Source organism: Fructobacillus pseudoficulneus, from assembly GCF_900108455.1.
Classification (GTDB): domain Bacteria; phylum Bacillota; class Bacilli; order Lactobacillales; family Lactobacillaceae; genus Fructobacillus; species Fructobacillus pseudoficulneus.
On the sequence record NZ_FNWS01000001.1, the window covers coordinates 1 to 14700 of the forward strand.

At 43.4% G+C, this 14700-nt stretch carries 16 protein-coding genes; 4 read left to right on the forward strand and 12 right to left on the reverse strand.

The window, feature by feature from the left end; genetic code table 11:
* A partial coding sequence (locus BLW39_RS00005) for a helix-turn-helix domain-containing protein (RefSeq protein ID WP_143404242.1) occupies positions 1-231 on the reverse strand: 231 nt, incomplete at its 3' end.
* Positions 232-486: 255 nt separating this feature from the next.
* Here BLW39_RS00005 and BLW39_RS00010 point away from each other — a divergent pair.
* Positions 487-1185 (forward strand): FAD-binding oxidoreductase, encoded by a 699-nt coding sequence (locus tag BLW39_RS00010; protein WP_074717642.1) that lies wholly within the window; start codon positions 487-489, stop codon positions 1183-1185.
* A gap of 73 nt (positions 1186-1258) precedes the next feature.
* Here the strand turns inward: BLW39_RS00010 and BLW39_RS00015 are convergent, their stop codons facing one another.
* From BLW39_RS00015 to epsC, 7 genes are all read right to left on the reverse strand, one after another.
* A complete protein-coding gene (locus BLW39_RS00015; RefSeq protein WP_148666466.1) occupies positions 1259-1909 on the reverse strand; it encodes a helix-turn-helix domain-containing protein in 651 nt (216 codons plus the stop codon).
* Positions 1869-2510, reverse strand: coding sequence for a 3,4-dihydroxy-2-butanone-4-phosphate synthase (gene ribB / locus BLW39_RS00020; RefSeq protein ID WP_059375059.1), 642 nt, complete (start codon positions 2508-2510; stop codon positions 1869-1871). The genes BLW39_RS00015 and ribB overlap by 41 nt, the downstream gene beginning before the upstream one ends.
* Positions 2511-2789: 279 nt before the next feature.
* Positions 2790-3812, reverse strand: coding sequence for a dTDP-glucose 4,6-dehydratase (rfbB, locus tag BLW39_RS00025; protein ID WP_059375063.1), 1023 nt, complete (start codon positions 3810-3812; stop codon positions 2790-2792).
* A gap of 69 nt (positions 3813-3881) precedes the next feature.
* Positions 3882-5411, reverse strand: coding sequence for a ClC family H(+)/Cl(-) exchange transporter (locus BLW39_RS00030; RefSeq protein ID WP_059375065.1), 1530 nt, complete (start codon positions 5409-5411; stop codon positions 3882-3884).
* Between the two features lie 74 nt (positions 5412-5485).
* On the reverse strand, positions 5486-6727 hold the full coding sequence (locus BLW39_RS00035; RefSeq protein ID WP_179948143.1) for a glutamate-5-semialdehyde dehydrogenase: 1242 nt from the start codon (positions 6725-6727) through the stop codon (positions 5486-5488).
* Positions 6724-7518: a glutamate 5-kinase gene (gene proB, locus BLW39_RS00040; RefSeq protein WP_059375072.1), complete on the reverse strand. Its 795-nt coding sequence runs from the start codon at positions 7516-7518 to the stop codon at positions 6724-6726. Before proB ends, BLW39_RS00035 begins: the two co-directional genes overlap by 4 nt.
* Before the next feature lie 129 nt (positions 7519-7647).
* Entirely contained in the window at positions 7648-8151 is a 504-nt protein-coding gene (epsC, locus tag BLW39_RS00045; RefSeq protein ID WP_059375075.1) for a serine O-acetyltransferase EpsC, read from the reverse strand.
* 217 nt (positions 8152-8368) lie between these two features.
* Here epsC and BLW39_RS00050 point away from each other — a divergent pair, with 217 nt between their 5' ends.
* A complete protein-coding gene (locus BLW39_RS00050; RefSeq protein ID WP_059375077.1) occupies positions 8369-9571 on the forward strand; it encodes an ammonium transporter in 1203 nt (400 codons plus the stop codon).
* A 55-nt stretch (positions 9572-9626) separates the two neighbouring features.
* Here the strand turns inward: BLW39_RS00050 and BLW39_RS00055 are convergent, their stop codons facing one another.
* The 3 genes from BLW39_RS00055 to BLW39_RS00065 all read right to left on the reverse strand — a co-directional run bounded on the left by BLW39_RS00055 (position 9627) and on the right by BLW39_RS00065 (position 12538).
* Positions 9627-10307, reverse strand: coding sequence for a type 1 glutamine amidotransferase (locus BLW39_RS00055; protein ID WP_059375081.1), 681 nt, complete (start codon positions 10305-10307; stop codon positions 9627-9629).
* Between the two features lie 129 nt (positions 10308-10436).
* Positions 10437-11438, reverse strand: coding sequence for a YeiH family protein (locus BLW39_RS00060; protein ID WP_059375083.1), 1002 nt, complete (start codon positions 11436-11438; stop codon positions 10437-10439).
* A gap of 236 nt (positions 11439-11674) precedes the next feature.
* Entirely contained in the window at positions 11675-12538 is an 864-nt protein-coding gene (locus BLW39_RS00065; RefSeq protein ID WP_059375086.1) for a LysR family transcriptional regulator, read from the reverse strand.
* 84 nt (positions 12539-12622) lie between these two features.
* Here BLW39_RS00065 and BLW39_RS00070 point away from each other — a divergent pair, with 84 nt between their 5' ends.
* Positions 12623-13555 (forward strand): DMT family transporter, encoded by a 933-nt coding sequence (locus tag BLW39_RS00070; protein WP_059375087.1) that lies wholly within the window; start codon positions 12623-12625, stop codon positions 13553-13555.
* A gap of 81 nt (positions 13556-13636) precedes the next feature.
* A complete protein-coding gene (locus BLW39_RS00075; RefSeq protein WP_059375090.1) occupies positions 13637-14326 on the forward strand; it encodes a YjjG family noncanonical pyrimidine nucleotidase in 690 nt (229 codons plus the stop codon).
* A 51-nt stretch (positions 14327-14377) separates the two neighbouring features.
* Here the strand turns inward: BLW39_RS00075 and BLW39_RS00080 are convergent, their stop codons facing one another.
* Complete coding sequence (locus BLW39_RS00080) at positions 14378-14686, reverse strand: thiamine-binding protein (RefSeq protein ID WP_059375093.1); 309 nt, start codon at positions 14684-14686, stop codon at positions 14378-14380.
* Positions 14687-14700: the final 14 nt, after the last annotated feature.

Here is a 14700-nt window from a genome sequence, read left to right on the forward strand (position 1 = left end):
CAAAAAAGCTGATATTTCAGGTGTCAGGGTCGGATGGCGACCGTGTTTGTGCCGATTACACTGGGCTAAATGATGAGCCTGTTGTGCATTGTATGGTTTAATTCGATTTAACTCGTAGGTAATAGTTGCAGGAGAACGCTTTAAGAAACGGGCTATTTCTCGAGTTGAATGATTAAGTTTGATCATTGTTTCAATGACAGAACGTTCGTGAGCTGATAAACTAGAAGACATAAGCTGCAGATCCTTTATGGTTGATTTTAGTCAATTACCATTAAAGTCTCTGCAGTTTTTTTATGCAAGGTGTTCGGTTTAATTTTACAATCTGCCATTTTTAAACATGAATTATCCGTTTGGCTGCATCGTTTAAATTTAATCGCTACCCTATTAGGATTTATTCACGTTCAATTAATTAGCTATGTTACCTCGATTCACCCTTTTATGTTTGTCTTTTATCTCTACAGCGGCATCGTATTGATTAGCTACGTGATGAGTAAGGTTCGTAGCCAATTGGGTAATACTAGAGGAACCGTCACGACAAATGAGGTATTAGCGCCAAATGTGCAAGAACTAACGATTACGCCACAGCAACATCATCAATTAAATTTGCGAATGGGCGATTTTGTCTTTATCTCCTTCCCTACTTTACAGGGCCTCAAAGAATATCATCCATTTTCCATCGTCAATCCGCCTAGTGACGATAGCCAGCATATTAAGTTGGCTGTCCGTGGGGATGGTGACTTCACAAAGTTGCTTTCAGAAATTGAGCCAGGGGCACCAGTCAAATTAATTGGCGGTTACGGCCGTTATCATTCCTTCCTAGAAGATAATGATCAAAACCAGCACATTGTCATGATTGCCGGTGGAATCGGCGTGACGCCATTGCTTTCGATTGCAGAAGGCTCTCCAAACCGTCAAATTTCGTTGTTCTATTCGGCTCATTACGACCACGACTTAATTTATTTGAATCAGTTAAAGGATTGGCACCAACGTGATAACTTTGATTTGCATTATCAGATTGGTCGCTATTCTGAAGATGATGTCTTAAACCATAAATTGCACGACTTACCAAATAACACCATCTTTCTGATTTCTGGTCCGGCCCCAATGATTCGCTATTGGAAACGGGTTTTGAAGAAAAATGGTATTGGAAATGGGCAAATGTATGCCGAAGAATTTACTTGGTAGTAGAAAAAAGAAGCTCTGTCGTTCTGACGGGGCTTCTTTATTTTATATTAGCAAAGTGGAAACAAATTTCATTTTAAAAAGCGGTCTGATGGTAGTGTTCCCAGGCAATTTGAACAATTGGTGACCGTTGACTTGCCTCGTTCCCTAGCCTTTTACCGATATGTTGGATTAGCCAAGTGGGCAAATATGGTTTGGCTAGTAAAGCTAAGTAGGCATCAAAGCTCAAAACGGAATCTAAATTTTCAAAGTAATCGACGAGATTTTCAGTGCACTTGGTTTGTTCACCAAGTAGCAATAAGAGAATGTCAGCTAGGGCTTGCTCGTGTTGTAATAGGTGCTTTTTGGCTTCGAGTTCTGTTAAAATTCGCTCTAATACTTGGCGATTATCGGCAAAGCGATAAGCCTTTTCCGCCCAATCAATCATTGAAAAGCCGTTAAAAATATTGGCTAAGTAAACATCCTCTAGGGTCAAACCCATATAACTTAATAGCTGAATGGCGGTGCTCAAATGGACGTCTGTTTGTCCCCGTTCAAATTTGGAAATCACACTTGTCGACAAACCGGTCGCTACAGCTAAGTCATTTACGGACATAGTTCGGCCTTCTCGTAGTTCGCGAATCATTGCTCCTAAATGTTGAACTTCTGCAAAGACATCTCTTGGCACCGTGATTTCCTCTTTTTCGTTATTCTGCGATTTGTTCCACTTCTTCAGCTGCTTGCTCACGTAAGTATGCTTGTAACTCTTCAATACTAATCATTGGCAATTGCCATTCTTTTGCTAACTGAACCAAGTCATTTTGCCGCGCCATGTGACCATCTGGTAAAAGAATTTCAATAATGGCGGCGATTGGGGCAGTACCGGCTAATTTAGCTAAATCAACGCCCGCTTCTGTGTGACCATTTCGTTCTAGTACCCCACCTGCTTTGGCAACTAAGGGAAAAGTATGACCAGGATGGACAAAGTCCTTTTCGCTGGCATCAGCTAAGGCCAATTGCTTAATAGTAGTGGCACGATCAAAGGCAGAAACACCTGTCGTCACGCCAGTTGATACATGTTCACCATCAAGCGATACAGTAAAGGCTGTCTGATTTGTCTCGTGATTATCAGCGACCATCTGCTTTAGGCCGTACTTTTCAGCTAATTCAGGAGCCATTGGTGCACAAAGCAAGCCACGAGCCTTGGTAACCATAAAGTTAACGGTTTCTGCCGTGATATTTTCACCTAGGGCAATCAAGTCACCCTCGTTTTCACGATCTTCATTGTCGACCACAATCACGGGCTGACCTTTTTTTAGTACTGCTAGTGCGTCTACAATCTTATCCATTTTTCTGCTCCTCCAAATTTCTTTCGCGAGTGACTTAATATTAACTGTAAAAGCTGCGACGAAAATAAATATTTCTTATAAGAAAAAATGAAATGAGTGAAAAGAAAGAATAAGCCGATAATATTCACTTTTTCTCTTCATTATTCGGGATAAAACGAAACATTTGAAACAGAACGTTCCCTTATATCTAAATAAAGACGAACATTATCAATTAAATTATAGCTGTTTTGTATTAAAAAAACACTAAAAAATCCTTTTAGTGGATAATTTTTTAGTGTTTCACTGATTGTCTGCTGACTGAAACTTACTTTGATACTTTGTCTCGGTAACCTTTTTACTGCTAGCCCACCAATCCGAATGACTTCGATACCAGGAAATCGTTTCTGCTAGTCCCGCTGAAAAATCAGTCATAATGGGTGTCCAGCCTAACTCTTGCTTTGTCCTTTCAGCATTCAAGGCATAGCGCTGATCATGTCCCGGCCGGTCGGCAACGTGGTCTAGCCAGTCCGTCGGATGACCCATTTGTCGAAGAATTTCCTCAATAACACTCTGATTATTTCTTTCGGTGTTAGCGCCAAAAAGATACGTTTGACCCGCTTGCCCTCTCTCTAAGGCAGCAATCAAGCCACGGACGTGGTCAGCTACATGGAGCCAGTCGCGAACTTGTTGGCCCGAACCATAAACCTTGGGTCGTTGGCCAGCTAAAATATTCGTGATGGTTCTCGGAATTAGCTTTTCAACGTGTTGATAAGGGCCATAGTTGTTGGATGAGTTTGATATTGTGGCATTGATGCCAAAAGAACGGACCCAAGCCTTGACTAATAAGTCGGAGCTGGCTTTGGTCGCTGAGTATGGTGAGGATGGTTGATACGCTGATTGTTCTGTAAATTGCTCATTTGATTCAATTGGCAAATCACCGTAGACCTCATCCGTCGAAACGTGATGATAGCGAACCTGGTATTGGCGTACTGCCTCTAATAAAGTATAAGTTCCAATAATATTGGTTGATAAAAACGGCGTCGGATTGGCTAAAGACCGATCATTGTGACTTTCTGCTGCAAAATTAATCACGGCGTCACTTTGACTAATAAGCTGGTCAACAAGATCAGCATCACAAATGTCGCCCACTACTAATCGAAACCGGTCTGACGGCAGCCCTGCCAAGTTAGCAGGATTAGCGGCATAGGTCATTTTGTCGAGGACGGTAATCTGAACTTGCTGCTCTTTTTGCAGTACTTCTCGGACAAAATTACTGCCAATGAACCCTGCGCCACCGGTTACTAAGATTTTCTGATAGTGCATGCCCTGCCCCACTTTCTAGTCTAATTAATGATTTATTATAACAAAAAAACGGCCTTCGCCGTTTTCCTCTTAGTCTGCTACTTGTAATTGATCGTGAATTTTTTTACTGTCCTCTTTTGGTACGCGAAGAAAAATCGTGTCCCCCGGTCGCAATAGCAAGTCCCCATTTGCCAGTAACTCTTGCCGACCACGGTGAACCATTATGACGATAGTCTGTTTGGGCCAGTTGATGGCACGAATGGAATGGTCGGCCAAAGTGGTCCCGGCTAGGACTGGTAATTCAATCGTAATGAAGTCCTGCTGTCCCACCTCTTCTTCATTTGCTAAGAGTCGATTGAGTAATGATTCGTAAATTGGTGCGCCATTTAGACCATCGACAACGGCATAGGCCACTAAGCTGACCAAGGCCAGCGGCAAAACGTGCGTGACGGAACCCACCATTTCAACAATCAAGATAATGGCGGTGAATGGTGCCTTTCCAATCGCGGCAAAGTAAGCAGCCATCCCAATTACGATAAAGTCAATCAAATAGGTGGCCGCCATCCAATGCAAGAGCACAAATACCTGGCCAATCATCGCCCCGTTCAAGGCGCCTAGGGTTAGGATTGGTAAAAAAATCCCACCCGGGAGACCGGAACCGTAGCTAATCATTGAAAAAACAAATCGGGCGACGACCATTAACAATAAGAACCAGAGGCCTGGAACGTGGTGGCCAAGGCCAAGGATAATTTGATTACCACCACCAAGACCTGCTGTCCAAATAAAGCCAAGTGGAACAACTAACACTAATGGAATTAGGCCATTAAGATACTTGGGTAAGCGGGTATAGCGATAAAGGGTCTGACTGGCTAGGAGAACTTTCTGATAGAAGAAGCCAAAGAGCCCTAATACCAGACCTAAAATTAGTAATAAGCCATAGAGGTGAACCGGGATGTTTGGCAATTGGCCAACAGCTAAGACCGGTGTTTGACCAAAAACAATGGTGGAAACGGCATCGGCCGTGACGGCACCAGTCAGTGCCCCGACCCAAATAAAGGGCGAAAAACTATGATAAATTTCTTCTAGCACAAACATCACCCCTGCTAAAGGAGCATTAAAGGCTGCCGCGAGGCCTGAAGCAGCCCCGGTCGCAATTAGGCTTTTGGTATTTTGCTCATCGAGCTTGAAGGTTTCGGCTATGCTTTGACCGACGGTTGCCCCCAGTTGAATCGATGGCCCCTCTCGTCCAAGCATTAAACCAGAACCGATGGCTAAAATACCAGCTACAAACTTGCGCCAGAGAATGGCAAAGGCGTTCAAATGTAGTTCGCCCAGCAACTGTCCTTCAACTTGTGGAATCCCAGATCCAGAAATTTGCGGCTGCTGCTTGATTAGCTGGCTAATGAAGATGCCAAAGATAAGATTAATCAGCAAGGCGATGAATACTAGCCCTTGATGACCTGTTCGCATATATGTATACATATGCTGCCAGAGTAAAAGCAGGTGTTCAATACTGAAACGGAAGCTGGCGACGACTAGTCCTGCCACTAGTCCAACCAATAAGCCATTGATGATCGTCCAGACTTGGGTGAAATTGAATTGAAGTCTCATTTTTTGCATAAACACAGTTTACACCTATTCGGACTATTTTCTAAATAAAATAAAAAAATAGCCTAAAAAGACTATTTTTAAAATTAATGCCTTGTTTGACCGTCGCCAAAGACTTCATACTTAATAGTAGTTAAGGCTGGCAAGCCCATTGGTCCGCGAGCATGGAGCTTTTGGGTTGAGATTCCAATTTCTGCTCCAAAGCCAAATTCAAAGCCGTCCGTAAACCGACTCGAAACGTTTTGATAGACAACAGCAGCATCGACCATATTCATAAATTGAGCCACATGGTCAGCGTCTTCGCTCAAAATCGTTTCAGAATGATGGGTGGTATGCTCGTTAATCCAGCTAATCGCTTCATCAGTGTCTTTCACAACCTTAATGGCCATAATCAAATCATTATATTCGGTGTCCCAGTCTGCTGCGCTAGCTTCTTTGACACTGGGACTAATTGCACGGGTAGCGGTATCACCACGCAGCTCAACACCAGCATTTGTCAAAGCTTGCACAATTTTAGGCAAAAATTCAGCTGCAATCTTTTCATGAACCAAAAGCTTTTCGGCTGCATTGCAGACCGCTGGCTTTTGTGTTTTTGCATTGACGATTACGTCAATTGCTTGATTTTGCACAGCGCTTTCGTCTACAAAAATATGAGTATTCCCTGCCCCAGTCTCAATCACTGGTACGGTGGCGTTGGCTACGACAAAGTCGATAAACTTGGCCGAACCGCGGGGAATCAAAACGTCAATGTAGTCGCGCATATGCAACAATTCATTGACGGAATCGTGGCTAGTGTCTTGTATCAATTGAATAATATCGGGGTTCAATCCTTGCTCAACCAAGACTTGACGAAGAACTTCTGCTAGCGCTTGGTTTGAATGAATTGCTTCCTTACCACCGCGCAAAATCACAGCATTACCTGACTTTAGCGTCAGAGCAGCTGCATCGACCGTAACGTTTGGGCGGGCTTCATAGACCATGGCGACAACGCCCAATGGCACAGTTTTCTTAACAATCTTAAAGCCAGTTGGATGCTGCCAATTTTCATAAGGCCCAGCCAAAGGGTCTTTCAAATCCGAAACGGCAGCCAAAGACTCGGCAATCCCTTCAATGGTTGCTTGATCAAGCGTCAAACGATTGCGCATTGAACCGGATAGTTCGGTTGCTGCCGCTAAATCCGCTTGGTTAGCGGTATTAATTGTCTGCCAATTGTCTTTTAAAGCTTGGGCCATCGCTACCAGGACTGTATTTCGTTTTTCGATTGTCAGGTTAGCTACCTCGAGTGTCGCCTTTTTAGCATTTTGTCCAATTAATTTCAGTTTTGTCATGATTTTTGTCCTTGAAAAAGAGTCCCAATTGGTTCACCGGAAATAATTTGTAAAATATTAGCCGGGTCGTTACCGTTGATCAGCGCCATTTTACTATGGTGAGCCATCGTAAAGTCGGCGGCTGCCAGCTTAGTGCTCATCCCGCCAGTACCCAGGCCTGAAGTTGATCCGGTTGCGCTGCTGCGAATTTCATCAGTAATTTGTTTAACACGGTGAATTGGCTGAGCTGTTGGATCCAAATTAGGATTAGCCGTATACAAAGCATCGACGTCGCTTAAAATAATCAGCCCATCCGCCTGAATTTCATTGGCAACTAGAGCAGCTAAGCGGTCATTGTCACCAAATGAGTGTTGGTGATCCAGCTCATCAACGGCAATTACATCATTTTCATTAATAATTGGAATGACGTGTTCAGCAAATAAAGTCTCAATGGCATTTTTGGTATTAGCTAACATCGCGGGATTGTCAAAGACGTCATAGGTTAGCAAGACCTGTCCCACCATTTGTTTGTAGAAGGCAAAGCTTTGATGGTAAGTCGACATCAAATAACCCTGCCCAATCGCGGCCAAGGCCTGTTGCTTCGGAATTTCTTTTGGTCGGGCTGGCAAATCCATTTGATCCAAAGCCACCCCGATGGCGCCTGACGTCACTAAAAGTACTTGGTGCCCTTCTTTTTGAAGAGTCGAGAGTGTTTGAGCCAGACGGTTAATCACTGGATAGTTAACCCGTCCCTCTTCCGTCACGATCGTACTTGTTCCTACTTTGATTACAATTTTTTGCCAATCGGTCATGCTGATTTTCCTTAGATGATTTTAATTAATTATACCAGGAAACCATCAGACTGGGTAATTGAAAGTCAAATGAGGACAGTAAAAAACAGCAAAATTCTTTGCTGTTTAAGTAGTTTAATAGGATGTTACTCAGCTAACCACCCGTGCCGGAATACCAACGACTGTCTGCCCAGCCAAAATATCCTGCAAGACGACTGCATTAGCACCAACTTTACTATCGGGTCCCACATGAATATTGCCGATGATCTTGGCCCCTGCCCCAATTAAAACACGGTCACCAATCGTTGGATGACGACGAATGCCATCTTTAACTGCACAACGAGCACCTAAAGTAACGCCCTGATAGATTGTCACGTCGTTGCCGATGACTGTTTCTTCACCAATGACCACATTGACACCGTGATCAATGACCAAGTGCTGACCAATGGTTGCACCGGGATGAATATCGATTCCTGTTCGTCTTTTACTGCGGTTAGCTAACAGCTGTGCTAAGAATAGATGGCCATGCTGCCATAAATAGTGACTTTGACGGTAGGCCCGCAAAGCTCGGTAACCAGTATGGAAAAAAATTACTTGATAACGATGTTTTAAAGCAGGGTCACGGCGAATATAGTCATCAACAATTTCAAACATGAGAACTCCTTTTGTCCTTCGTACTGGCTAGCGTATTCGGTCGCTAGCTAACTTTTATAGTATTTCCGAATATTTGTTGATGAATATACTCTGTTTTTGTTAGTAAAACATACATTTGATGTCAGAAAAGCTACCAAATTAAATTGGTATAGCTGAAACAGGCGGTATGATTATGACTGTAATAAAAAGAAAACAGGGACTCAGTGGAGGATGAAAGATGGATAGTGGTAGTATTGCATGGGTCTTGACTTCAGCCGTTTTGGTTTGGATCATGACTCCTGGATTAGGATTATTTTACGCAGGTCTTGGTGACAAGAAGAACTCATTGCATACTGTTGGCTTGTCAGTTTTGATAATTGGTCTGGCAACAGTTGTTTGGGGATTGTTAGGTTATAGCCTTGCCTTTGGTGGATCAGGTTCTTTCATTGGAAACCTCCATTTTTGGGGAATGAACCATGTTTCGCTATCGGGCTCAACCCGCGGCCTAACAATTCCTGATGGTGCATTTGCAATCTTCCAAGGAATGTTCCCAATCATCACGGTAGCCATTATTACTGGTTCTGTTGTTGGTCGGATGCGTTTGAAGGATATGTTAGTATTCCTGACATTGTGGTTACTCTTCATTTATGCACCATTAGCACACATGGTTTGGGACAATGGTTTCATTGCCAAGCTCGGTGCAATTGACTTTGCCGGTGGAACGGTTGTTCACATTTCTTCTGGTGTTACTGGTTTGGTCTTGGCATTGGTCCTTGGCCCTCGTAAGAGCCGGAAACCAAACAAGACGAACCCTACCTTTGTTTTGGTTGGTGGCTTCTTGCTTTGGGTTGGTTGGTTTGGCTTCAACTCAGGTTCAGCCTTAGCAGCTAACAACCAAGCAATTGTTGCCTTGGTTAACTCATGGTTTGCTTCTTCTGCTGCTGTATTGTCATGGGCAGCCATTGCTTACCAAATTCAAAAGAAAGTCACTGTTGATGGTCTGGTAACTGGTGCCCTAGCAGGTTTGGTTGCCATCACCCCTGCCGCTGGTTACGTTCAACCTTGGGCTTCAATCGTAATGGGATTGATTGCCGGTGTACTTGGCTTTGTCAGCATCACTGCCATCAAGAACTTCTTTGGTTATGACGATACATTGGATGCCTTTGGTATTCACGGAATCGGTGGAACTGTTGGTGCCCTCTTGACTGGTGTCTTCGCTAGTCAAAGCCTTTCAGGTGGTGCCAAAGGGTTGATCGAAGGTAGCTGGACTTTGCTTGGTCATCAAGTACTAGCTATTTTGATTACATTGGTCTTGGTAATTATTGGAACATTGATTCTAATCGCCTTGACCCGTTTGATTGCTGGCCCATTGCGGGTAACAGAAGCAGACGAAGAATCTGGTTACGATAAGTTAATTCATATCGTTGTTGTTGACGACTAATGATGAAAGAAAAAAGGTTGCATCCTCAAAATTAGGATGCAGCCTTTTTTACTGTTTATTTACTTTCTTGGACTAAATAATCTAAGAGTGTAAACATGATTTTTTGATTTTCACTGGGAACACCGTGCGCTAAGATATCCTGCCCACTTTGGTGCAAAGCATTAGCCGGGTCGGCCGCATATGCCCCATCGTTAGCCACCATCTCGCGGACATTATCGGCCATTGGTTCAAAGTGGAATTGCAAACCAATGACGTTATCAAAGACAAAACCTTGGTTTTTGACCAAATCCGTACTGAAGAGCAATTCGGCCCTGTCAGGAATTTCAAACATTTGTTCATGCCAATGCAAGCCAACCAGCGTCTCCGGTAAGCCTGGGATTCGATCACTTTCCTTTGTAACCTGAGCCCAACCAACCTCTTTCGCCGGTGCATCTAAAACTTTAGCACCAAGTGCTTTGGCAATTTGTTGGGCACCGTAGCAGGCACCGTAAATTGGCTTTTTGGCTGCCAGCATCTCAAGGATTAACGTCCGTTCTTCCTTAATCCAATCCAGGTCATCGTTTGGGCTCATCGGGCCACCTAAAATGACTAACAAGTCGGTATCGGCAACACTTGGCAAGACGCCATTAAACTGGGCCGGATGATAAACGGTCATTTCGTGACCATGCGTTTGTGACCATAAGGCAATGCTGCCTGGTCCTTCGTTTGGGGTATGTTGCAAAACATTAATGCGCATCAAAAAAGCCTCCTTTTTTCGACGGCAATTTGATATGGGTTTCGCCTGCATATGCCCTTGATGTCTTTATTTTATCACATAAAAAATGGACCTGCAGCTGTGCAGGTCCACATTTGTAAGGGAGATATTTTAAAAGAAAATTTTGATTAAAGCAATTGCCAAAATCACTTGAGTGGCGCCAACAAGGAAGCCGAAACTCAAGAATTTAACCCCACTCTTTTTAATTACAGTCCACTTCAAGTTAAGACCGATGGCAGCCAAGTTGACGATACCAAAGAAAGTACTGATTGTATGGCTCACTTGGTGAACTGGTGTCGGCAGTGTGGCCAACGAATTTATGACCAAAAGAATGGCAAAGACGATGATGTACCAAGGCAGAATCGTCACTTTAGCCTTCTCCTCTGTTGTTGCCAGGTCTTTGGCATCACGACGCTTGGCCAAATAAGCAAAGAGCAGCACGACGAAAACCAGCATAATCACTCGAAGCAACTTGAACAGTGTGGCGAAAGTCACGACATTGCTATTAATTAGGGCTGCGGTTCCAACCACCTGACCGACGGATTGGACGGTTCCACCAACCAAAGCCCCCCGCAGCAAGTCATTATTACCAAAGAAAAAGTGTGACAGCGTTGGTAAAGTCAGCAAAAGCAACATTCCAGTTAAGGAAACTGTCGCAACGGCTGTCCGACGGTCGTCGTCCTTCGCCTTAATGACCGGCGCCACTGCAGCAATTGCACTGGATCCACAGACTGCGTTCCCAGCCCCCATCAACATCGTACTATTATCATCGACCTTGAATAGGTACTTACCGAGGACAAAGACGATGGTAATAACCAAAATCATGTTAATAATGATGAAAGCAATTCCATTCAGTCCTAATTTGGACAGGGTCTTAAAGGTCAAAGTCGAACCCAGTAAGGCGATTCCAATTTCAATTGGGTACTTTTCCGACCACTTGACCCCTGCTGCATAGCGGGCATTAGCAAAAATCGTATTTCCCAAGATGATTCCAATAATCATGGCCAAACTTTCAGCCCCTAATTGTGGTAAGTACCGGCTGAGGAACTGAGCCACTAGCGAGACAATCAGCACTAATGCAATTCCAACGAGGTGAACTCGTTTAATTTTCATGATGAACTCCTCTTTTACTCGTTATGATTTGAACAAAAACAATGCCTCTACATTAAACACCTTTTTTCAGAGAAGAATCAAGGGAAAAATATTAAATTTTAGCAACATTCTTGAACTTTTCAAGAAATAATCCTGGTTAATGCGGTTTTGGGCAGTGGCAAGAGTCATGTTTGTGGCTCGGACATTTGGCACTTACTGTTAGCGCTAACCGGCCTTTTTGTAACTGGAGCAATAGCTTACAGCTGATCGGCATTTTTTTGGACAAAGTTGATGAAATTCTTCGCGCTATTGGTTAATAGACCGTCATTCTTTTGAATTAAGCTGATTGTTCGGCTGATTTCTGGCTTGGTATTAAAAGACTTGATCTGATAAAGCTTTTCCGTTTCGGCATCCATTGGCATGATGGTATAACCGAGCCCCTGCTCGACCATCAAAATTGTCGAGAAACTATCATGGAGTCGTAATTTCATCTTTGGCTGCACGCCGCTTTTCTCAAATTCGGCCATTGATTCACTATACAGGCCCTCTTCCAGCAAAATATAGTCGTAGTCGGCCAATGCTGACAAAGGGACAGGCTTTGTTTCATCAAATTCCTGGGCGAGATTGTCTGGCAAAATCAGTTTGAGCACCTGCTTTTGTATCGTTAAGCCATGGGCCACGATATCACCGTTTACAAATCCGATATCGGCATCACCATTTTCAATCCAATTAGGAATACTCGTGCCATCACCTTGAATAATTGAAAATTCGACTCCCGGATTTTCCTGTTGAAAACGGGCTAATAGCTTAGGCAGCCACTGCTGGGAAATGCTTGGAATCGTCGCAATTTTAATGACAATACTTTCCCCTTGAATTTCTCGTTTTTGCTCTTCCAATGCCTGGTAATCATTAATCAGTTGGTTAATGATTAGAAAGATTTTCTTCCCAGCAGGTGTTAAAAGAATCTGATTGTGATTTTTGATTAAAAGCTGGAAGCCAAATTCAGTTTCGAGGCTATTGAGCATTCGCGTGATGGCAGGCTGGGTATAGCCAAGAATTCGGGCCGCTTTGGTAACGCTTTGCTGTTCCAAGACAATTTTTAACGCTAAGAATTTATTCATAACAATTCCTCATATTAATATAAAAATCATTCATTTTAATTATACCTCTTCTTGCCGTATATTAATTAAAAGAGGTACGAGTCCATGAACAATTCTAAAAAAAATATTGGTATTCTACTGGCGGTTTTAGGCGCTTCTTGCTGGGGAATTAGTGGCGTTTCCAGCCAATTTTTATTTAGCCATCAGAGCATTTCGCCTGTTTGCTTAGTCGGTCTGCGCCTTTTTGTTGCCGGCTTTTTAGCACTGGTCATTGCTTATTTGAATCCCAAAAATCGACAAGCCTTCTGGCAAATATGGCGGGATCCGGCCAGCCGCAAACGATTATTACTCTTTAGCATGTTTGGCTTTTTACCCTCGCAGTTATCCTACTTTTTATCGATTAACTACGGGAACGTTGCCGCAGCAGCTGCCCTGCAATTTTTGAGCCCGACCTTTACCCTCTTTTTTATGATTTTATTTCAGCACCACCGGCCCCAAATGATTGAAATCATCACGATTAGTTTGAGCTTTATCGGCACCATTTTCTTAATCACTAATGGTAATCTGGCCATGTTAGCCATCTCGACGTTGGCGATTTTTTGGGGCATTCTATCCGGAGTAGGTCAAGTCGCCTATAGTATCTTGCCAAAACCACTTCTGAAACAATTCCCCGCCACCATCGTGGTTGGCTGGGGCATGTTTCTTGGAGGCATTCCGCTTTTGCCGGTTTGTCTGAGTCGCCATAACACCCTACAGCAATTAACCAGTTGGGAATGGACTAACGTCTTCTTTGTCATCTTGGTTGGGACGCTTTTAGCCTGCCTCTTTTACATTAGCAGTCTCAAATACCTATCAGCGACCCTTAGCCAGATGTTGGGGTCATTTGAACCACTAACCGCTACGGTCTTCTCAATCATCTTTTTAGGCCAACAAATGGGCTTGGTGGAGTTGCTCGGCATCCTACTAATTGTTAGCGTGGTCCTCATTCAAAAGAAACCAACCGTACGGCAACCGGTATCGACAAGGATTTCAAATTAAATTTGTATTTTAGTACTAAATAGCGCAAAATATTAGCCATGATGTAAAAACATTTTTTTCAGGATTAGGAGAAACTTGCGCATGTATCAGTACTTAATTTTTGATTTGGATGACACATTGTTAGACTTTACCGGGGGCGAGATTGCCGGGATTCGTCAGCTATTTGCTGACGAACTTGGCATAGCCGACAATCGTCTAGACGATGCCTTGGTCACCTATCAAGAGATTAACCACGATCTTTGGCACCGCTATGAATTAGACGAAATTCCACGACAGGAAATTTTTGATACCCGTTTTGCCAAAACCATTGAAGCTCTTCAAGTCAGCGGCGATGCTGATCAATTGGAAAAGGATTACGCCGACATGCGTGATCACAACTACCGACTAATCCCCTATGCTAGCGATTTACTTGCACATTTGAAGGAAAAGTATACGATAATTGCTGGTACCAATGGGCAGGATGCAACCCAACGGTTACGTTTGAAGGAAACGGGATTGGACCAGTACTTTGATCAAATCTACACCTCAGAAATGATTGGTGCTTCCAAACCGGATGTGGCCTTTTTTGAACGAATCTTCAACGATAATCCAGCAATGACGACCGAAAATACGGTGATGATTGGGGATGGCCTGACATCTGATATCTTGGGCGGACAATCTTTCCATCTCGATACCATTTGGATCAACCCAAACAAAAAACAGGCGCCAGCAGACATCAAAGCTACTCAAGAAGTTGTTGACTTGCCCGCACTAGAAAAAATTTTAAAATAAAAAAAGCCTTGTTTGCCAAAGCTTTTTTAAATGAAGTACTAACAGTCCTTGTTAGTGCTTTTTATTTTGGTATTTACCAATTTTTTGGTCGATAGTTAAAATTTCACCCTCTGGCTGATAAGCGACTTTGATATACGCAGATACCTTTTGAGCACCGGCTCGCACTGCTACGTGTTGACACTCTTTAGCAATCATCATTAGCTGGTCGTAATCATCGCCCTCAATGGTCGTTTCAAATGGGCCGACCTCGTAACGCAGTCCCGTACTGGCGATATAGGCAATCACCTCGTCAACAATCCGAATCAGTTCCTGATCATTTTCTGCTGCTGGTAAAACCTGAATTGCAATACTTGCACTCATTTTTTCTCCTTCAA